Genomic DNA, 22,146 nt, shown 5'->3' with positions numbered 1-22,146 from the left:
CATTATGAAATTTTTAAAAAAATCTTCAGCTTCTTCGACTCCTCCAACTAATTTTCAAGAGGAAAAACCTAAAAAAGAATCGTTAATAGTATTAAGAAAAATTTTTTATTTTTCTAAGTTAGAAATGAGATTTTTATGGTGGATTTTCATTGTAAGTTTGATTTGGGGAGTGTATTTTATTTCTCCGTTTTCAAAACCAAAAGAAATATATGTGTATGGGAATCGTCAAGTAGCAGTAGAATCAATTCAAGAACAAGCAGGCATCAAAAAAGGAAAAAGTATTTGGGGAATCTTATCGGAACATGAAATTATTCGAAAGAGATTAACAAATCGAAATCCTAAAATTAAAGATGCTTCTGTAACGTTGACTGGATTTAATAAGATCCAATTAACTGTTTTAGAAAATCCTGCAGTAGGATATTATGTTGAAGATGGACAATATAAAGAATTACTAGCAGATGCTCAAACGATTCAAAAGGAAGAACCAACTATGAAAGAAGATTTTCCTGAATTAGTGAATTTTACAGAAGAATCCAGAAAACAATTAGCAGAGCAACTGGAAAAAACTTCCCCAAATGTAATTCGAATGATTCGTCAAATTAAATATGTTAATCCAGAACAAAAACCATTAAAACTTCAATTAAAAATGAGAGATGGAATGAATGTAATAGGAACGTTAAAAGATATTGGTGAAAAGTTAAATTATTATCCAAGTATTTTAAAACAATTGCCTAAAAAATCAGGAACGATTGATATGGAAGTTGGAATTTTTTACACACCTGATATGAATGCCCAATAAATTGAAAAAATATATTAAGAAAATATACAAATGTTTTCTTAACAGTAAAGAAATATGTTAAAATAAAACAGTATAGTTATTTATAAAATGTGAATAGAAAATAGAAGTAGGAGGTTTCAATAAACGTGAAAAATCAAGGAATTTATGTGAGTTTAGATATTGGAACCACTTCAATTAAGGTTGTTGTTGCTGAATATATTCGTGGACAATTAAACATTATTGGAGTCGGCAATGAAAAATCTCAAGGACTAAGCCGGGGAGTAATTGTAGATATCGACGAAACAGTTGAATCTATTAAAAAAGCCGTTAAACAAGCAGAACAAAAAGCAAATATTCAAATTCAAGATGTTATTGTAGGAATCCCAAGTAATCAAATTTCAATTGAACCATGTCATGGTATGATTGCTGTTTCAAGTGAAAATCGTGAAATTACGGATATTGATGTTCATAATGTGATTTCGGCAGCAAAAGTTCGTTCAGTTGCACCAGAAAGAGAAATTATTTCTGTCATTCCGGAAGAATTTATCGTAGATGGATTTGATGGAATTAAAGATCCTCGTGGAATGATTGGAGTTCGTTTAGAATTATATGCAAGTATGATTACTGGTCCAAAAACAATTGTTCATAATATTAAACGTTGTATTGATAAAGCAGGGTTGAATATTGAAGAAATGGTCATTCAACCACTTGCAATAAGCCAAGTAGCAATGTCTGCAGGTGAACGTGAATTTGGTACAATTTTAATTGATATGGGTGGCGGACAAACGAGTGCATCAGTGATGCATGATCATCAATTAAAATTCTCATATGTAGACCAAGAAGGTGGGGACTTCGTTACAAAAGATATTTCTGTTATCTTAAACGCAAGTTTCGAAAATGCAGAGCGTATCAAACGTGAATATGGTTATGCTATTTCTACGGAAACTTCTGATGAAGAATTCTTCCCAGTTGAGACAATTGGTAAGAAAGATCCTGTTAAAGTGGATGAACATTATTTATCAGAAATTATTGAAGCAAGAGAAGTTCAAATTTTTGAAACAATTAAACGTGCTTTAGATCAAGTAGATGCATTAAGTTTACCTGGAGGAATTGTGTTAACAGGAGGAGCATCTTCAATGGCAGGTGTACTTGAATTAGCTCAAGAAATTTTTGGAGTAAATGTGAAAACTTATATTCCTGAACAAATGGGAATGAGAAATCCAATTTATGCAACAAGTATGGGATTAATTCAATACGCAGCATCATTAGATGATGTGCATCGTATTGCCCAAAAAGGTAAATTAACAACTGAAAAGAGAGTAACACCTCTAACGAACCCTAGCCGTCCAGTTGTAGAACCAACTCCACAACCAGTTGAACAACCAAAGGTGGAAGTGGAAGTAACACAAGAAACTGAATCAGAAAGTTTTGGAGATAAAGTGAAAAACTTCTTCAAAATGTTTATAGACTAGTACGAATCTAAGGAGGAAAAAGAATGGAATTCGAATTTGATACAAATTTACAAGGCGCTGTTATTAAAGTTATTGGTGTAGGGGGAGCAGGTAATAATGCTGTGAACCGTATGATTGCTGAAGGCGTACAAGGCGTTGAATTTATTGTTGCCAATACAGATACACAAGCTTTAGCAAATTCTAAAGCAGAAACTAAAATTCAATTAGGACCTAAATTAACAAAAGGTTTAGGAGCAGGTTCATTACCTGATATCGGTTTAAAAGCAGCAGAAGAAAGTGAAGAACGTATTCGTGAAGCTTTATCAGGAGCGGATTTAATTTTCGTTACAGCTGGTATGGGTGGAGGAACTGGTACTGGTGCAGCGCCAATCGTAGCTCGTATTGCAAAAGAATTAGGAGCATTAACTGTTGGGGTTGTGACTCGTCCATTTAGCTTTGAAGGACCAAAACGTGGTCGCTATGCAGCAGAAGGTGTTGCTCAAATGAAAGCTAACGTTGATACATTAGTAACCATTTCAAATAACCGTTTATTAGAAATCGTTGATAAAAAGACTCCGATGTTAGAAGCTTTCCGTGAAGCAGATAATGTATTACGTCAAGGGGTACAAGGTATTTCTGATTTAATTATTGCACCTGGTTATGTAAACTTAGACTTTGCTGATGTTAAAACAGTGATGAAAGATCAAGGATCTGCATTAATGGGTATTGGAGTTGCTAGTGGTGAAAACCGTACAGCAGAAGCAACTAAAAAAGCTATTTCTTCTCCATTATTAGAAGTATCAATTGATGGAGCAGAACAAATCTTATTAAATATTACAGGTGGATCTGATTTAACATTATTTGAAGCACAAGATGCTTCTGATATCGTAGCAGCAGCTGCAACAAATGATGTAAACATTATCTTTGGTACATCTATTAATGAAAATCTTGGAGATGAAGTAATTGTAACAGTGATTGCGACTGGTATTGATGAAGAACACAAATCTTCAAAAAAAACAACAGCACGTACTAGCCGTGCAACATTAACACCAACTACTCCAACATCAACAAAAGAAATTGGAAATAACCCTCAAACATTCCAAGAAAAACAAGTAACACCAAAGAAAAAAGCAGTAGTTGAAGAAAAACAACCTGAAAAAGATATTTTTGGAGATTGGGATATCCGTCGTGAAGCAAGTGCTCGTGAAACAACAACAGAAACAGATTCACCATTTGCTCAAAAGAGTTTCGTGGAAGCTCCAGTGGAAACAAAATATGAATCTGATGATACTTTAGACACACCACCATTCTTTAGAAGAAGAAACAGAAACTAATGACCATGATTAAACGTAATGCAGAACAAATTGTTACACGCATTCAACAATCATGCGATAAAGTTTCTAGAGATGTACAAGAAGTATGTCCAATTATAGTAACTAAAAATCGTACGAATGAAGAAATCCAAGAAGTTTATTCTCTTGGATTTCGACATTTTGCGGAGAATCGTGTTGAAAAATTATTAGAACGTCAGAAAGCATTTCCTCAAGAAGATATTATTTGGCATTTAATTGGGCCATTACAAAAAAGAAAAGTAAAACAAATTGTAAATCATATTCAATATTTCCACGCAATTGATCGTCTATCGATTATGGAAGAAATTGAAAAAAGATTAGAGGCTCCGTTGAAATGTTTTCTTGAAGTTAATATTTCTGGGGAAGAATCGAAACATGGTTTTACAAAAGCAGAAGTATTTGAAGCATTTGAAGTCGCAAAACGATATACTAAAATTGACATTATTGGCTTCATGACAATGGCACCATTTGTTGCGAGTGAAGAAGAAATTCGACACTATTTTCATGAGTTAAAAGAGATTTCTGAAGAGGTCAGAAGTGAAAACCCAATACAATTGAGTATGGGGATGAGTCAAGATTATCCGATTGCGATTGAAGAAGGAGCCCATTTTATTAGAATAGGAACCGCATGGTTTGAAGAGGAGGAGTAGTATGGGATTTTGGAATCACGTTAAAACATTTTTAGATCCAGATGATGGGTATGAACCAATCGATGAAGAAATGTATGAAGAGGAAAATCTTCAGTCAACTGTACAAGATTACCGAAGAACTCCCTCTAATGTTGTTAGTTTTCAACAAGCACAACAAAATAAAAAAGTTTCAAAAGTTTTTGTGATGGAACCAACGGTTTATACAGAAGCAGAACGTGTGGCAGATGCTTTGTTAAAAGGTGAAGCAGTGATTATTAACTTTAGAAAAATGGAAGTTACTGATGCAAAAAGAGTGATTGACTTCGTTGTAGGGGTTACTTATGCTATTAACGGAGATGTTCAACAAATTCGAGAAGATATTTATATTTGTTCGCCACCAAATTTCCAAGTACAAGGATCCTTTGTTGAGGATGAGTATTCTTCTTATTAAAAGTTATTAAATAGTTAAGGAGAAAGATATGTTATTATTTCAATTAATCCGTTTATTATTACGGGCAATTGATCTTTATATATTATTAATTACGATTTATGTTGTATTAACTTGGTTTCCACAAGCGCAAAATACAAAATTAGCTAAATGGCTTCAGGCATTGTGTGAACCATATTTATCTTATTTCGATAAAATAAGAATTGGAATGTTTGGTTTTTCAGCTATCTTTGGAATTTTATTTTTACAGTTTTTAAAACTAGGCATTATTCAAATTGTTAAATTTATTTTTTAATAGGTGATAGTTATGGATACGTCTATATTTCAACATTTTAGAAAAGAAGAACAAGATTTTATTCGAAAAGTAGAATCTTGGGTTGTTTCTTGTCAAGAACAGTATGCACCGATATTGACTCCATTTTTAGATCCACGTCAACAATTTATTGTTGAAGCGATTGTTGGTCAATATGATGACATTAAATTTCAGTTTGAAGGTGGATACATTGCTGCTGAACGAAAAAGATGTATGATTTATCCAGATTTTTATGCACCAACAACAGAAGAGTTTGACGTTGAATTAATAGAAATACATTATCCAATTAAATTTTCTTCAATTAGTCATGGACAAATCCTCGGTTCTTTGGTAGGCTTAGGGATAGACCGTGACCAATTAGGAGATATTATTTCTGATGGGATTCGTTGGCAATTATTGCTCACGAAACAAATGTTACCTTATTTGAAACAAAATTTTCAAAAAGTTGGAAAAATTAGTATTCGAATAGATGAAAAAGATTATACAGAATTAATTTTACCGATTGATCATTGGACATATACAACCGCAATTGTGTCTTCATTACGATTGGATACATTAATTGCATCTATTTTTCATACATCTAGACAGCGCTCGAAGGAATTGGTAGAAAGTAATAAAGTAAAAGTTAACTGGGCAGAAGAAATTCGTCCTGATTTTATGATTGAATTACTTGATATTATTTCCATAAGAGGGTATGGTAGAATACAGATAAAAAATATAGAGGGACGGACAAAAAAGGATAAAATAAAACTTGAAATAGGTCTGCTCGAGAAAAACAAATAAGAGGAGTTGGAATTATGTTAACACCAATCGAAATTCATAATAAGGAATTTCCTACAAAATTTAAAGGTTATGATCCTGAAGAAGTAAATGATTATTTAGATGAAGTCATTCGTACGGTTGAACAATTAATTCGTGAAAATAAAGATTTAGAAAAACGTGTAAAATTCAATGAAGAAAAAGTATCATACTTTAATTCAATTCAAGAAACACTTAATAAATCAATTATTGTTGCGCAGGAAGCAGCTGATCGCTTAAAAGAAAATGCTCGTAAAGATGCAGAAATTATTATTTTTGAAGCTGAAAAAGAAGCGGAAAGATTATTAAAAGAAGCAGCTGAAAAAGCAACAGAAATTAATCGTGAAACAGATGTGTTGAAGAAAGAAACACGTATGTTCCGTCAAAGATTACAAATTATGGTGGAATCTCAATTAGAAATGATTAAAAATGAAGAATGGGATTTATTATTAAATAGTCATTCTAAAATTGAAGTATCTGCACCATCAATCGATTCAATTTTAGCAGGACGTGCTAAGAAGAATGAACAATTAATTACACCGGAAGTAACTCCTACGTTTACTCCAAGTGCTGAAGAAAGTAAACAAAATACACAAGAAATTATTCTTCCAACAGATGAAGTTATCACTGTAGGTGGATTTGAATAATCAAAAAACGTGATACAGCATCAGTATCACGTTTTTTTTGTATAATTTTTCCAAATGGAATGTAATCGAAAAAGTGAGTCAACAGTGAAAATTGCTAGAGCAATCATGCCTGCTACAGCTATGGTGCTAGATAAATAATAATGAGCTTTAACAGCATCTCCTGTTAAAAAGGCATAGGCGGTTCGATACATTCCAGCTCCTGGTACTAATGGGAAAAATCCAGGAATGAAAAATACCGTTACGGGAGCTTTAAAAAATCTGGCTGCTAAGTGGGAAAGAAAAGCTACAGTGAGTCCACTATAATAGGTGGATAATTCCATTCCAGCACTATCTAAAAATAAAAGATAAATCCACCAACCAATTCCTCCAATTAAAGCAGTGTATTTAATCAATCGTTTTGGAACTTCGAATACAATACTACTAAAATAAACTGCAATAACAGAGCTAATCACTTGAAACATCATAATGGATTGACACCTCCTCCAATTAATAAACCAATCACTACAGCAATAGAAATAGATAGAGCGGTAACAGCAGCTTCTACTGCACGAGCAGTTCCGGAGTTATAATCGCCTCGTAGAGTATCACGAATGGCATTTGTAATAGCAGTTCCCGGTACTGCAGGCATAATTGCTCCGATAATCGGAATACCAATATGAATACTTGGAAATATCGTTTCTTGTAAATAGCAGATAATAATAACCATTGGGATAATAGAAACTAAATTGGTGATAAACATTCCTAATCCTAATTTGGCATCTAATTTATAGACTAATGGAAGTACAATAGCTGCAATTCCGGCAACAAACATTTCTAGTAAGGTAGCACCATAAAGGGCTGCATAGCATCCGCACATGATGACTAAACCAATATCTTTTAACCAAGAAGGATAATCAGATTCTTTTAAGTTTTGAAATTGTTGATAGGCAGTATCTAAATTGATTTCTCCACTAACTAATTGACGTGAAATACTATTGACTTTATAAATTCGTTTTAAATTTGTATCTCGATTAGGGACACGACGGATTTCAGTAATACAATCAATGCAGTCGTCATCTAATGTTGCAAAGATTCCAGTAGCATTCGCAAATGCTTCGCAAGTTGCAAAATGAGAAGTGGATAAAATATAATTCATCGTTTCTTCTACTCGATAACTTTCTGCATTGCATTCTAACATAATTTGACCTGCTAACATGGCAGTATCCATCAATTTTTTAGCGTATTCTCGCATGATGAATCTCCTTTAATACTTAATATATTTAGTATACCATAAGTTTAAGGAGTGTAAACAAGTCTTTCCATTTAACTTTGTTAATCATTAGACTATAACAGATGTGAAAATTTAAAGAATATTCTCTTAATATTCAACTTAGTACTGTTTTTTAGAAGAAATTTGTTGTATCATAGTTATAGAAAATTATTGGAGGGATAGTTGTGGAACTATTTGAAGAATTATCAGGAAAAATTAAAGGGAAAGGATTAAAAATTGTTTTCCCTGAAGGAAGTGAACCTCGTATTTTAGGTGCTGTTGTACGTTTAAAAGCAGATGAATTATGCGAACCTATTTTATTAGGGAAAAAAGATGAAATTGAAGAAGTAGCACAAAAACGTGGATTTAATTTACATGACATTACAATAGTTGATCCAGAAACTTATGAAAACTTTGAAGCTGTAGTGGAAAGTTTTGTAGAACGTCGTAAAGGAAAAGCAACTCCAGAAGCTGCTCGTGAATTATTAAAAGATGTTACTTATTTTGGTACAATGATGGTATACATGGGCTTAGCAGATGGTTTAGTATCTGGTGCAGTTCACTCTACAGGAGACACTGTACGTCCAGCGTTACAAATTATTAAAACTAAACCAGGTGTATCACGTACAAGTGGTGCATTTATCATGATTAATAGTGATAAATCTAAGAAATATTTATTCTCTGATTGCGCTATTAATATTAATCCAAATGCGCAAGAATTAGCTGAAATTGCTGTTGAATCAGCTAAAACGGCTGAATTATTTGGAATTGAACCAAATGTTGCTTTATTAAGTTTCTCAACGAAAGGTTCTGCAAAATCTGAAGAAGCATTAAAAGTAGCAGAAGCTGCTCGTATTGCTAAAGAATTAGCTCCTAACTACAATATTGATGGGGAATTACAATTTGATGCTGCATTTGTACCAAGTGTTGGTAAACAAAAAGCACCAGATTCACCAGTAGCAGGGGAAGCAACAGTATTCGTATTCCCAGAAATTCAATCTGGAAATATTGGTTATAAAATTGCACAACGTTTCGGTAACTTCGAAGCAATTGGACCAATCTTACAAGGGTTAAACAAACCAATTTCAGATTTATCTCGTGGATGTAACGAGGAAGATGTTTATAAATTAGCAATCATTACAGCTAACCAAGCTTTAATGGAAGCTTAATCGGAAAAATAACAAAAGCATGGAACAAATATTTCTGTTTGTTTCATGCTTTTTTTGTGCGTGAACAGAAACCCTAGCCTAAACTTTTCATTTGTAGCAACGGACGCCAGTAGCCCTAGCGGTCTCTTGGCTAAAATTTGAGCCTAAGGTCTCAAATTTTCCGGTAATAGAATCTGGTAACCAGCTTCTATTACTACTGCTACGGGAAAAGTTTAGTCTAGGGTTGCTGTCATGAGTGTTTCGTTTGAATATACGGTTACTGAAAAAACGCTAAGAACATATAAAAGCAAGAAGCAAAAATTTTTTTGTAGTGAAAGTAATGGAAGCCAGGGATGGCTTCCATTACAGGTAAAAATTGAAACTGAGGGTCAATTTTTAGCCAAGAGACCCGCAGGGGCTACTGGCGACTTCACCACCAGAAAATATTTTTGCTTCTTGCTTTTTATTACGCATAGGCTATCAATGCAAATTTTTCTAAAAATATGGTAAACTGAAAATAACATTGTGAAGAATTGAGGAGCCAATCGTGAAACAAAAATTATTACTAGTAGATGGCAGCAGCTTAGCATTTCGTGCCTTCTATTCCATCTTAGATCTAAACCGATTCAAAAACCAAAATGGATTACATACAAACGCATTATATTCATTCCACCGAATGTTTAAAACAATCTTAGAACAAGAAAATCCTACCCACATATTAGTAGCTTGGGACGCAGGCAAAACAACTTTCCGTACAGAAATGTACGCAGAATACAAAGGCGGCAGAGCAAAAACACCATCAGAATTCAAAGAACAAATGCCATACTTTAACGTCTTATTAGACGCATGGGGAATCCCACATTATCGCTTAAATCAATACGAAGCTGATGACATTATCGGAACATTAGCCCACCAAGCAGCCAAAGAAGGCTTTGAAGTAGTCGTCTTATCCGGAGATAAAGACTTAATTCAATTAGCGACTCCAGAAATTACCGTTAAAATAACTACAAAAGGAGTAAGCGAATTAGTCGAATATACTCCTGCATTTATCAACGAAAAATATGGACTAACACCAGAACAAATTATCGACATGAAAGGACTAATGGGTGATTCATCAGATAATTACCCAGGTGTAACAAAAGTGGGTGAAAAAACCGCTATTAAATTACTCCAAGAATACGGAAGTGTAGAAGGCATTTATGAACATGTCGAAGAAATGAAAAAAAGTAAGCTTAAAGACAATTTAATTCAAGATAAAGAATTAGCCTTTTTAAGTAAAAAATTAGCAAGAATCGATATCAACTCTCCATTGGAAATTACTGTAGCAGATACACTTCGAAAAGAAGAAAATGTTGAAGAACTAATAGCCTTCTATAAAGAAATGAGTTTCCAATCATTCCAAAAAGACTACTTGAATAAAAAAGGCGGACAAATCGTTCAGGAAGAAACGATTGAAATTCAAAAGGTTCAATGGGTTGAAATAATTACAGAAAAAGAATTAGAAGATGCAACAACCCTTCATTTTGAAACATTTGATAACAACTATCATGTTGCGCCAGTCTTGGCAGTCGCATTCGGTAATGAGAAACAAGTGTATGTCACTTCTATTGATTCAGCTGTTCAGTCTGAGACGTTCAAACAATGGTTAGCGGATGAAACAATTGAGAAAACGATGTTTGATACGAAAGCAATGAAAGTATTCGCAAATCGTTTTGGACTAACAGTAGCAGGTTCGAAATACGATGTTTCTCTATTAGCTTACTTAGTGGATGCCAATGAAATCGTAAATGAAATTTATGATGTAGCGAAACGATTTGGCATTTCAATCTTGAAGACTGATGAAGAAGTGTATGGAAAAGGCGTTAAAATTAAAGTGCCAAAAGAAAAAGAAGTATTTTGGAATCATTTAGCTGCTAAAATTTATGTATTAGCGACTTCTCCAAAACGTTTATTGAAACAATTGGAGGAAAATGAACAAATTCATCTCTATTGGGAAATGGAATTACCATTGAGTGATATTTTAGCTCGAATGGAAATTGAAGGAATTCGAGTGGATCAGAACCGATTAATCGAAATGGGTGAACAATTCGAATCACGTCTCAAAGAAATTGAACAAACGATTTATGAATTTGCTGGCGAAGAATTTAATATTAATTCTCCAAAACAGTTGGGTGTTATTTTATTTGAGAAAATGAATTTACCAGTGATTAAGAAAACAAAAACAGGGTATTCAACAGCGGTGGATGTATTAGAAAAATTAGCAAACCAATCTCCAATGGTTGAGTCTCTATTAGAATATCGTCAATTAAAGAAATTAACGACAACGTATATTGACGGCTTACAAGCATATATCCTTGAAGATGGCAAAATTCATACACGATTCGTACAGAACTTGACGCAAACTGGTCGCTTAAGTTCTCAAGATCCTAACTTACAAAATATTCCAATTCGTACAGAAGAAGGGCGCCAAGTTCGTTCGGCATTTTTACCAAGTCGTCCTGATTGGAAGATATTATCAAGTGACTATTCTCAAATCGAATTACGAGTATTAGCGCATATGGCAAATGACGTTCATATGATTGAAGCGTTTAAAAATAATATTGATATTCATACGAATACTGCAATGCGTGTGTTTGGAATTCAAAATCCTGAAGAAGTGACAAGCAGTATGAGAAGACAGGCAAAAGCTGTTAACTTTGGAATTGTGTATGGAATTAGTGATTATGGACTTTCTCAAAATCTGAATATTCCTCGTAAACAAGCAAAAGAATTTATTGACCGTTACTTAGAAGAATTCAAAGGCGTCAAAGAATATATGGAAAATATCGTAGCAGAAGCTCGTCAAAAAGATTATGTGGAGACATTATTCCATCGTCGTCGTTATTTACCAGAAATTCATGCAAGTAATTTTAATATTCGTTCATTTGCAGAAAGAACAGCAATGAATTCACCGATTCAAGGAACAGCTGCAGATATTTTGAAAGTAGCAATGATTGAATTAGATCGAGAAATGCAAGAACGAAAATTCCAAGCGAAATTATTATTACAAGTACACGATGAATTGATTTTTGAAGTGCCAGAAGAAGAAGTGGAAAGATTACAAAGCTTAGTCGAAGAAGTCATGGAAAATGCGGTAAGTTTATCCGTGCCACTAAAAGCAGATAGTAATATTGGCAATAACTGGTATGAAGCAAAATAGGTTGATTATTTAGTAGAAAGGAAAAAAGAATGAAGCATAAAAGAATTGTGTTTAAAGTAGGAACAAGTTCATTAACAAATCCTGATGGAAGCTTATCACGTGCAAAAGTTAAGGCTATTACACAACAACTGGCTACTTTACATGAAGAAGGACATGAATTAATTTTAGTTTCTTCTGGTGCGATTGCTGCAGGATTCTCTTCGTTAGGATTTAAAAAACGTCCAACAAAGATTGCCGATAAACAAGCTTCTGCTGCGGTAGGTCAAGGCTTATTATTAGAAGAATATACGTCTAATTTATTAATGAAAGGCATTGTTTCTGCGCAAATTTTATTAACGCAAGATGATTTTGTGGATAAACGTCGTTACAATAATGCTCACCAAGCGTTATCTGTATTATTAACACGTCATGCAATTCCAGTTATTAATGAAAATGATACAGTTTCTATTGAGGAATTAAAAGTTGGCGATAATGATACATTAAGTGCGCAAGTAGCTGCCATGGTGCAAGCAGACTTATTAGTTTTATTAACAGATGTTGATGGCGTATATAATGACAACCCTTCGAAAAATCCAGATGCAAAACGATTTGATACGATTGATGAAATCACTAAAGAATTAGTCGAAATGGCAGGAGGAGCTGGTTCTAGCAATGGAACAGGCGGGATGTATACGAAAATTAAAGCAGCAACGATTGCGACAATGGCGGGTGTTCCTGTTTATATTTGTTCCTCCTTAAAAGAACAAGCATTGATTGAAGCTGCTCACCAAACGGTTGATGGAACATATTTTACAGCGCAAGAAAAAGTTATGAAAACTCATAAACAATGGCTTGCTTTATATGCAAAAAGTAAAGGGAAATTAGTTGTTGATGCTGGAGCAAAACAAGCTCTACAAGAAGAAGGTAAAAGCTTATTAATCTCAGGTGTGAAAGCAGTTGAGGGAGAGTTTTATGAATCCGAAATCGTGACAGTTGTCGATGAACAGTATCAAGTGATTGGAAAAGGACAAACTCGCTTAAGTAAATACGCTATTGCACAGCAATTATCGAAAAATAATCGAAAAGGAATTGTCATTCATCGAGATGATTGGATGACTATTTCCGGAGAGTTAGAACTATTAGAACAAGAATTTTAAGGAGGGATGCATATTGACGACACAACAATTGTTAGAAACGGTTAATCGTTTTAAAAAAGAAATCAATATTGCTTCAACAACGTCAAAAAATGAAGCACTAGAAGCAATGGCTCTTGCATTATTAGAAGATACAGATGCTATTTTAAAAGCAAATGCATTAGACTTAGAAAAAGCCAAGGGACATATCTCAGAAGTAATGTTGGATCGTTTGAAATTAGATGAAGCTAGAATCCAAGCAATGGCTGAAGGTATTCGACAAGTCGCTCAATTACCAGACCCAGTTGGAGAATTGATGGAAGAAACAGTTGGTGCACAAAATATTCAAATTAAGAAGAAGAGAGTGCCATTTGGTGTAATTGGAATTATTTATGAAAGCAGACCTAATGTGACGTCTGATGCAGTAGCATTATCAATTAAGAGTGGAAATGCAGTCGTTTTAAGAGGTGGGAAGGAAGCTTATCAAAGTGCTCTTGCGATTGTGACTGCCTTGAAAAAGGGATTAGCTAAAACATCAATTTCTCCAGAATGTATTCAATTAGTCAGTGATACTAGTAGGGAAAGTGCGATGGCATTAATGAAAGCAAAAGGCTTTATTGATGTGTTAATTCCTCGTGGTGGAGCTGGATTAATTCGTGCAGTCATTGAAAATGCCATTGTACCTGTTATAGAAACAGGTACTGGAATTGTGCATATTTATATTGATAAAGATGCTGATTTAGCTAAAGCAATAAAGATTGTAGAAAATGCTAAAATGAGTCGTCCATCCGTATGTAATGCTATGGAAGTCTGTGTGGTACATGAAGCCATTGCTCCTCAATTTTTACTGTTATTAAAAGAAACTTTAGTAGACAATCATACTCCAGCTGTTGAGTTAAGAGTTGATGAAAAAGCAGCTCAATACATTTCAGGAGAGAAAGCTCAAAAAGAAGATTTTGATACAGAGTTTTCTGATTACATAATGGCTGTTAAAGTTGTGACTTCGATAGAAGAAGCAGTTACCCATATTGAAAATCATAGTACTCATCATTCTGACGCAATTATTTCAGAATCAGATGATGCGATTGAATTCTTTACAACAAGAGTCGATAGTGCAGCAGTTTATGTGAATGCTTCGACACGATTTACCGATGGTGGAGAATTTGGCCTAGGATGTGAAATGGGAATTTCCACTCAAAAATTACATGCTAGAGGACCGATGGGCTTAAAAGAAATGACAACTTATAAATACATTGTGTATGGAGAAGGTCAGGTGAGGTAAGATGAAAACCATTGGAATCATTGGTTTAGGAAATATGGGAAGCGTCATTGCGACCATTGCTGCAAAATATGAAACTTATCCAGTATTACTTGCGAACCGTACTCATGAAAAAGCAGTGAAGTTAGCAGAGAACTTGAATGCGACAGCAGTTACGAATACACAAGTCTTTGAACAGGCAAATGTGATTTTCCTTGGAGTAAAACCCAATCAAATTCATGCGTTATTAGAAGAAAACAAAAATATCCTAGAGCGACGAGAGTCGATTCTATTAATTAGTATGGCTGCAGGAGTGACTTTAAAACAATTACAATCCATGACAGATACTCGTCATCGTTGGATTCGTATGATGCCAAATACACCATTAGAAGTAGCAGAAGGTGTGATTAGTTTTTCTCTTGGGGAAAAAGCAACGCTGCAAGATAAAGAAGTATTTGTTTCGTTATTACAATCGGCTGGAACTGTAGTTGATTTACCGGAAGCTCAAATAGATGCTGCTACAGCATTAGCAGGTTGTGGACCAGCTTTTGTTTATATTTTTATTGAAGCATTAGCAGAAGCAGGCGTGAGTATGGGTTTATCGAGAGAAGTAGCACTGCAATTAGCGACTCAAACGGTTAAAGGATCTGCAAGTATGGTGGGTGAAACAAAAGAACATCCTGCCGTTTTAAAAGAAAAAGTTTGCAGTCCAGGTGGTTCAACAATTGCTGGAGTGGTTTCATTAGAACAAACAGGATTTCGTTCAAGTGTAATCCAAGCAGCCAGATGTGCTAAACAAAGAACAGAAGAATTAGGTCAATGAAGAAGTTAAATGGGACACACTCTCGATTAGTTGTGAAAAAAATAAAACAAATATATACCACAATCAATCATATGAATTGAGTTTGTGAGATTTTTGTAGTATAATTTTTAAGGTTATAAAGAGGTTTAAGTGATGGAAATTCCCTATTAAAATGTATTCCATCACTTTCATTTTATTACAAATTGGAGGAAAACATGAAATTAAGAAATGATATTCGTAATATTGCCATTATCGCTCACGTTGACCATGGTAAAACAACATTAGTAGACGAATTATTAAAACAATCAGAAACACTGGATGCACGTACAGAATTATCTGAACGTGCAATGGACTCAAACGATATTGAACGTGAACGAGGTATTACGATTTTAGCGAAAAATACTGCTGTTCAATATAAAGGTACTCGTATTAACATCATGGATACACCAGGACACGCGGACTTCGGTGGAGAAGTAGAACGTATCATGAAAATGGTGGATGGTGTAGTTTTAGTTGTAGATGCTTATGAAGGAACAATGCCTCAAACACGTTTCGTATTGAAAAAAGCATTAGAACAACATTTAACACCAATCGTAGTAGTAAATAAAATCGACCGTGACGCTGCTCGTCCAGAAGAAGTAGTCGATGAAGTACTAGAATTATTTATCGAATTAGGAGCAGATGATGATCAATTAGAATTCCCTGTAGTTTATGCTTCAGCGTTAAACGGAACTTCTAGTATGTCAGATAATCCAGCGGATCAAGAACAAACAATGGACTATTTATTCGATACAATTATCGAACATATTCCTGCACCAGTTGATAATTCAGATGAGCCTTTACAATTCCAAGTATCATTATTAGACTATAATGATTATGTAGGACGTATTGGTATCGGACGTGTATTCCGTGGAACTGTAAAAGTTGGGGACCAAGTATCTCTATTAAAATTAGATGGAACAAAGAAAAACTTCCGTGTTACAAAATTATTTGGTTTCTTCGGATTAAACCGTTTAGAAATCAATGAAGCAAAAGCAGGGGATTTAATTGCTGTTTCAGGGATGGAAGATATCTTCGTTGGGGAAACTGTAACACCAGTAGACGCACAAGAATCATTACCAGTGTTACACATTGATGAACCAACATTACAAATGACATTCTTGACAAATAACTCACCATTTGCAGGACGTGAAGGTAAATTTGTAACAGCACGTAAAATTGAAGAACGTTTAATGCGTGAATTACAAACAGACGTATCTCTTAAAGTTGAACCAACAGATTCACCAGATGCATGGATTGTATCAGGACGTGGAGAATTACACTTATCAATTTTAATTGAAAATATGCGTCGTGAAGGATACGAATTACAAGTATCTCGTCCAGAAGTAATCATTAAAGAAATCGATGGCGTAAAATGTGAACCATTTGAACGTGTACAAATTGATACTCCAGAAGAATACATGGGTTCAATTATTGAATCATTAAGTAACCGTAAAGGTGAAATGCAAGATATGCAACATAGTGAAAATGGACAAGTTCGTATTGTATTCTTAGTACCAGCTCGTGGATTATTAGGATATACAACTGAGTTCTTATCAATGACTCGTGGATACGGAATTATGAACCATACATTCGATCAATATTTACCATATATTGCTGCAAATATTGGTGGACGTAGAAATGGTGCATTAGTATCTACAGATACTGGTAAGTCAACAACTTACGGAATTATGGGTGTTGAAGACCGTGGAGTAATCTTTACTGAACCAGGTACTGAAATTTATGAAGGAATGATTGTTGGGGAACACTCTCGTGAAAATGACTTAGCGGTTAATATTACGAAAGCTAAACAACAAACTAATATTCGTTCAGCAACGAAAGACCAAACTTCTGTCATTAAAACACCGAAGAAATTATCATTAGAAGAATCTTTAGAATTCTTATCAGATGATGAATATTGCGAAATCACACCAGAAACGATTCGTTTAAGAAAACAAATCTTAAACAAAGGTGAGCGTGAAAAAGCAAATAAACGTAAAAAACAAGCAGAAGCTGAAAACAACTAACAATTAGATGATAGTGAGAATGATTTAATAAAACTGTGATAGATGTAGTGAATCTAATGTATATTTTTTTGAGTGCAGTACATCTTTTACAATATGGTTATAGAGTTCTCATCATTTGAAATCAATTATTTGACATTATAAATTAAAATATATTATTATTTAATTTAATAGTTATTTTAATAATTATAATATTAAGAAAATAAATTATAGAAAGGTAAAATAGTATGTTAAGTAAAAAAAACAAATTAATGAATCAAAAAAAGTCCAGTAAAAAATTTGAAAAATATTCTATTAAGAAATTAAAAGTAGGTGCTGCCAGTGTATTAGTAGGGGCAGGATTCTTTTTAGGAGTTCATGTTGAAGCTAGTGAAGTGAATGAGCCGGCAACAAATGAAGTTGTAAGTTCATCACCAAAGGATCAAAAAGAAAAGGCGAGTGAAGCTCCAAAGGTAGTTGCAGAAATTGAAGAGAAAATAAATCAAGCAAGTCCATCTGTTGACAATCATTTAGTAGAAGAAAAAAATACTAATGTAACAACAGAAAAAGCAACTCCGGTAGAAGAAAAAACTTCTACTATTTTAGAAAAAGCAGAACAGCCAACTGATGAGAAGAAAGCTACAGTTGAGACAAGTCAATTAGTAGATAAAATGACAGCTTTACAAGAACAAGTAGATCGTGTTCGCTCAAATGAAAAGCAAAAAAGCCTTGTTGAGAAAGCTGAAAAATTATTAGAAGAAGCAAAATCTTTACAAAATTCATCGTCTGCGACACAACCAGAAGTAGATGCTAAAACAAAAGAAATTAGCTCATTAACTTCTATCTTAAAATCAATTAAGGCAGAAGAAACATCTAAAGAAAATAAAAATCAAGATAGCCGTAATGGTAAAAAGATGGAAGAAGGAACTGGTTTCCGTACTGGAGGAGTGACAGATCAAGCTTTAACAGGAACGATTCATTTTGATAGCTCGAAAGGACCAACAGAAAAACGAATTCCAGTAGCAAATAATGGAGATGGTGAGCGTGTCATTAATATGGCGATTACTTATTCAGCTTCTTCAAATGATACAGTTACAGATGGTAAAGTACGTGTAACTATTCCAAAAGCTTTTCTTCATTCTACTAAAAAACCAGTATTTACAAATTCATCTTTTGTTAAAAGTACAGATGACCGTTCTACAGCTACTGATTATGTTTATGATTTAAATTTAAATCCAATGGCTGGTGGATCTGTTGCGGAAAGTTTATTAAAACTTTATGTAGGAACATCTATAAAGAATGCACCATCAAAAGGTGATTCACTACCAGTGAAGACAGAGTTTATCAGTGGTGAAAATGTCTTATCTACAAAAACAGCAACAGCTACTTTTGATTATTTATCAGAAATTATTTATCGAGAAAAAGATACAAGAGAAAAATTGGTGAAAAATTATTTATCACAGGACCAACGTGAATATAAACTCGGTTCTGTTGTTAATGGTAAATTAGTTCCTGCAAAAAGTACTTTTAGAATTCCACAAATTATGACAAGTGAACCATTCTTCAATAATAGAGAAGCTGATGAGTGGAATACAAATGGTAATGGTCGATTAACAAGTTATAATTATACAATTAGTGGAATTCCAGAGTTTTTAGAATTAGACCCTAATGCTCCTAATAATTCAAAATGGACACTAGAAAATGGAGTAGCTACCTTACATCCAGATCAAACTCGTGGAATTGATCAAATTTTAGTCTATGCCGGACCTGTATTAAAATTAAAAGAGGGTGCCTTAAGGACACCAGAGGAAATTGCAAAGGTTATTGAATCTAATGGAACAAAAGGGTATAGTGCTAAAATTGTTTATAAAGCTGTAGGACATAGACCAGACGGTTCATCATTCACACAAACTCTAGAAAATCCTGATGGTTTTAGAATCTATGCGGGTGATGGTGCTCCTTCGATTGGTAATATGAATGATTCAATTGGTACAATATCGTATCAAAGACTATTTTCAAATGCTTCTAATATAGATAAATTTATAGCTCGTTATAATATTCCATATAATAAATTAAATGCAGATGGTGGAACATTACCAAGTCAATATTTAAACTATCTTATTCCGAAAGATCAAGAAGGAAATTATTTTACTAGATTTAGAATGTCTGAAGTTGCAACGAATGAATTAGAAAATGGAAATGCCGTAGTAAAAAGATACGGTGCAGGATATAAAGATTTACGTGGGCAATTTAAAGAAAACTTTCAATTATATGGAGTCAATGAGAATAACCAGGCGGAATTAATTAAAGAATTTAGTTCTGTTGATGAAACATTTGATGAAGTTGCTATTAACCCTGAAAAGAGATTTACTCACTTGATTTTAAAAACTCCTGGAATTGTTGATGAACTACAAAATAGAGAGCAAGCTTCTAAAACAATTATAGGATTAGTAACAGATTTAGATGTAACAGTAGGTACTTGGAAAGAAAAAGCAAAAGATCCAAATATTCAGCGTTATGAAGATAAAATTTCTCAAGTTTTATCGGCTGAAAACACATTAGAAAGTGCTGTTGCAACGCAACGCCCTAATAAGGGAGCAAGTGATCCAGCAGTACACACAAAAGAACCGACAATATTAAGGTTATCAATGGATCAAATTGGTGACCAGAACTTGTCAAAAGATAATTTAACACGAGGGAAGAATATTCCAATTACAGTAAGTTATGAAGCACCAGATTATTTTAATTTAGCAGAATATAATAAAAATGGTTTTAAAGCTTATGATTTAAATAAACTAGATCCAAATATTAATAAAACAAGTGTGATGCTATTAGCAGATCCAAAGTTACCATTGAAAGACTTTAGATTAACAGCGGACAATCGTTTATTATCTAGTACATCAATTTATTATGGTGGAGTAAATAGTGAAGGTGGTAAGTGGGGTTATAATTACATAAAAGAAAATTATGATACTGTAAATCCAACGCGTATTATTGAAAATTATAAAGGAACTGGTAAACGTGCCTATATTTTCGAATCAAAAGATTTAGGGTTATCTAGCTTTGATTTAAACAGAGATGGATGGATTAAAGGTGGAACTTATAAACCAGCGGCATTAACTTTTGAAGTAGAAAATAATGGTCAAATAGAAAGTGGAACTTATACTATTGACTCTTATCTTGTGTGGAATAGTGATGCTGAAACTTTATTTGGTAATGATCGTTCTTTAAATGCAAATTATGTAGAAGGACATGAACCTGGTTCAACGATTGCAAAATCATATATTAATGTTACAATGAATAATGTTATCGAGTATTCAACATCATTAACGATTTCTAAACCAGGGACAACAGGTACACGAGGGATTATTGATGTGAAGAATGGACAAGAAGTTATTCTAACACCTCAAATTGAGAACTTAACAGATACACCTCAAAAAATCAAAGAAGCAGTTGTTTTAATTCCTAAGAGTGAAGCAGTAACGTATTTAGAAGGACCTATTGTTGAGAATTCAGATGAGTATGATATAGAATATACGACATCAACTGCGACTGACAAAACTACAGGAACTTATGTAACTGCAGATAAAATCACAAATTGGAAAGATGTTACTGCCGTTAAATATAAATTTAAAAAGGATTATACGGTAACAAAACAACATGGCTTTACGCATAACTTTAATCTTCGAGTTGATCCTGAAAATCAAAACTTTGTTCAAAGTACATCGCAAATTTTCTTGAAGAATAATCAAAATGTATGGTTAGAATCGAATATTGTCGGATTAAGAACAGAAGACGTTCGTGGTAAATTAGAAGTCCGTTATATCAATAATAGAAAAGATGACATTCTACCAAAAATTTCTAAAAGAGATTTTGCAGGAGAACCATATACTACGACAAAAGAAGATCTCATAAAATATGGTAATATTCCGTATTTATTTAAAGAGATTCAAGCTGATTCAGTTCCAGAAACAGGAACTTATGAAAGACAAGTAACGAAAAAAGTTACGTATGTCTATGAGGAAGCAACATTTAAAGAAGAAAGCAAAACAATTACTCGTACAATTAACTATCTTGAAAAGAATAATGAGAGTAATGTAGTTGCTAATCCTGTTGTACAAAATATTACAGTTACGAGAAAAGTTTACACAGGTAAAGAAACAGGCCGAGTAGTAGAAGGTCCATGGGAATATAGAACTGATGCTTATCAACCAAACTGGCCAAGAACAAATTCACCTAGAGTACCTAATTTTGAAGCTCCAGATAGAGAATTTATCGATAGAGTATTGGTTTCTCAGGAACTGATTAATAACGGTAATGTAGTTGAAAATGTATATTATGAAAAAATTATTCCAGTTGGTGGAGATGTAGTTGCAAAATATGTTATCGAAGGAACAACAACTGAATTAAAACCAGCAACAGATGTTGCTAAGGGATTAAAAGTTGGAAAAGAATATACTTCAACAGCGCCAGCAGCAGGTGAAGAATTAACAGCTACTGATGGAAAAGTTTATGTATATAAAGGTCATAAAACTACATCAGCTGCAGAAACGGGTACAGTTACAGCAGATAAACAAGAAGTAGTTTATGAGTACGCACCAAAAATAGGTGGAGATGTAGAAGTTAAGTACGTCATCGCAGGAACAGAAGAAAACCTAAAAGATCCAGTAACATTAGTAACAGGTAGACAAGTAGGAATTGACTACACTGCGACAAAAGATGCAACTATTACAAAAGAAGATGGAAGAGTTTATAAACTTGTTGCAACAAATAATGGACTAAAAACAGGTTCAGCTGGCGAAACTGGTAAAGTAACTACAGAAAAACAAACAGTTACTTATGAGTATGAGTTACAAAAAGGTGACGTAACAGTAACTTACAAAGATACTGAAGGCAACACAATTGAAGGCTACGAAACAC

17 protein-coding genes are annotated in these 22,146 nt (G+C 33.8%); 15 read left to right on the top strand and 2 right to left on the bottom strand.

Annotated elements, in window-relative coordinates; genetic code table 11:
- Nucleotides 1-4 precede the first annotated feature (4 nt).
- From RWZ86_RS03790 to RWZ86_RS03755, 8 genes are all read left to right on the top strand, one after another.
- Nucleotides 5-799, top strand: a complete 795-nt coding sequence (locus RWZ86_RS03790; protein WP_314680139.1) for an FtsQ-type POTRA domain-containing protein — start codon at nt 5-7, stop codon at nt 797-799.
- A gap of 125 nt (nt 800-924) precedes the next feature.
- Entirely contained in the window at nt 925-2,250 is a 1,326-nt protein-coding gene (gene ftsA / locus RWZ86_RS03785) for a cell division protein FtsA (RefSeq protein ID WP_314680137.1), read from the top strand.
- Between the two features lie 23 nt (nt 2,251-2,273).
- Nucleotides 2,274-3,563, top strand: a complete 1,290-nt coding sequence (gene ftsZ, locus RWZ86_RS03780; RefSeq protein ID WP_314680136.1) for a cell division protein FtsZ — start codon at nt 2,274-2,276, stop codon at nt 3,561-3,563.
- Between the two features lie 5 nt (nt 3,564-3,568).
- Nucleotides 3,569-4,231, top strand: coding sequence for a YggS family pyridoxal phosphate-dependent enzyme (locus tag RWZ86_RS03775; RefSeq protein WP_314680157.1), 663 nt, complete (start codon nt 3,569-3,571; stop codon nt 4,229-4,231).
- A 1-nt stretch (nt 4,232) separates the two neighbouring features.
- The gene (locus RWZ86_RS03770; RefSeq protein WP_314680135.1) at nt 4,233-4,661 is read left to right on the top strand and encodes a cell division protein SepF; all 429 of its coding nucleotides are present in this window, start codon (nt 4,233-4,235) and stop codon (nt 4,659-4,661) included.
- A gap of 28 nt (nt 4,662-4,689) precedes the next feature.
- The gene (locus tag RWZ86_RS03765; RefSeq protein ID WP_314680133.1) at nt 4,690-4,953 is read left to right on the top strand and encodes a YggT family protein; all 264 of its coding nucleotides are present in this window, start codon (nt 4,690-4,692) and stop codon (nt 4,951-4,953) included.
- A 12-nt stretch (nt 4,954-4,965) separates the two neighbouring features.
- A complete protein-coding gene (locus RWZ86_RS03760) occupies nt 4,966-5,754 on the top strand; it encodes an RNA-binding protein (protein WP_314680131.1) in 789 nt (262 codons plus the stop codon).
- A gap of 14 nt (nt 5,755-5,768) precedes the next feature.
- Nucleotides 5,769-6,416: a DivIVA domain-containing protein gene (locus tag RWZ86_RS03755; protein WP_314680129.1), complete on the top strand. Its 648-nt coding sequence runs from the start codon at nt 5,769-5,771 to the stop codon at nt 6,414-6,416.
- A gap of 26 nt (nt 6,417-6,442) precedes the next feature.
- Here RWZ86_RS03755 and RWZ86_RS03750 read toward each other — a convergent pair whose 3' ends face one another.
- Together RWZ86_RS03750 and RWZ86_RS03745 are read right to left on the bottom strand one after the other, a co-directional pair.
- Nucleotides 6,443-6,880 (bottom strand): threonine/serine exporter family protein, encoded by a 438-nt coding sequence (locus tag RWZ86_RS03750; protein ID WP_314680127.1) that lies wholly within the window; start codon nt 6,878-6,880, stop codon nt 6,443-6,445.
- Nucleotides 6,877-7,647 (bottom strand): threonine/serine exporter family protein, encoded by a 771-nt coding sequence (locus RWZ86_RS03745; RefSeq protein WP_314680126.1) that lies wholly within the window; start codon nt 7,645-7,647, stop codon nt 6,877-6,879. The genes RWZ86_RS03750 and RWZ86_RS03745 overlap by 4 nt, the downstream gene beginning before the upstream one ends.
- Before the next feature lie 203 nt (nt 7,648-7,850).
- On the opposite strand from RWZ86_RS03745, the gene pta reads away from it, so the two are divergent.
- From pta to RWZ86_RS03710, 7 genes are all read left to right on the top strand, one after another.
- On the top strand, nt 7,851-8,834 hold the full coding sequence (pta, locus tag RWZ86_RS03740; RefSeq protein ID WP_314680124.1) for a phosphate acetyltransferase: 984 nt from the start codon (nt 7,851-7,853) through the stop codon (nt 8,832-8,834).
- Nucleotides 8,835-9,357: 523 nt separating this feature from the next.
- On the top strand, nt 9,358-12,012 hold the full coding sequence (gene polA / locus RWZ86_RS03735; protein WP_314680155.1) for a DNA polymerase I: 2,655 nt from the start codon (nt 9,358-9,360) through the stop codon (nt 12,010-12,012).
- 29 nt (nt 12,013-12,041) lie between these two features.
- Entirely contained in the window at nt 12,042-13,148 is a 1,107-nt protein-coding gene (gene proB / locus RWZ86_RS03730) for a glutamate 5-kinase (RefSeq protein ID WP_314680122.1), read from the top strand.
- 10 nt (nt 13,149-13,158) lie between these two features.
- Nucleotides 13,159-14,406, top strand: coding sequence for a glutamate-5-semialdehyde dehydrogenase (locus tag RWZ86_RS03725; protein ID WP_314680153.1), 1,248 nt, complete (start codon nt 13,159-13,161; stop codon nt 14,404-14,406).
- 1 nt (nt 14,407) lies between these two features.
- Nucleotides 14,408-15,205, top strand: coding sequence for a pyrroline-5-carboxylate reductase (gene proC, locus RWZ86_RS03720; protein ID WP_314680120.1), 798 nt, complete (start codon nt 14,408-14,410; stop codon nt 15,203-15,205).
- Nucleotides 15,206-15,399: 194 nt separating this feature from the next.
- Nucleotides 15,400-17,250 carry a translational GTPase TypA gene (gene typA / locus RWZ86_RS03715; RefSeq protein ID WP_314680118.1) on the top strand — a complete coding sequence of 617 codons (1,851 nt, stop codon included), beginning with the start codon at nt 15,400-15,402 and terminating at the stop codon, nt 17,248-17,250.
- A gap of 224 nt (nt 17,251-17,474) precedes the next feature.
- Nucleotides 17,475-22,146 (top strand): YSIRK-type signal peptide-containing protein (locus RWZ86_RS03710; protein WP_314680116.1); only part of this gene is annotated, 4,672 nt, incomplete at its 3' end.

It is taken from the genome of uncultured Granulicatella sp. (genome assembly GCF_963545075.1).
Taxonomy (GTDB): domain Bacteria; phylum Bacillota; class Bacilli; order Lactobacillales; family Aerococcaceae; genus Granulicatella.
The sequence above is the reverse complement of the archived record's forward strand: the minus strand, read 5'-3'. Positions and strand labels throughout refer to the sequence as shown.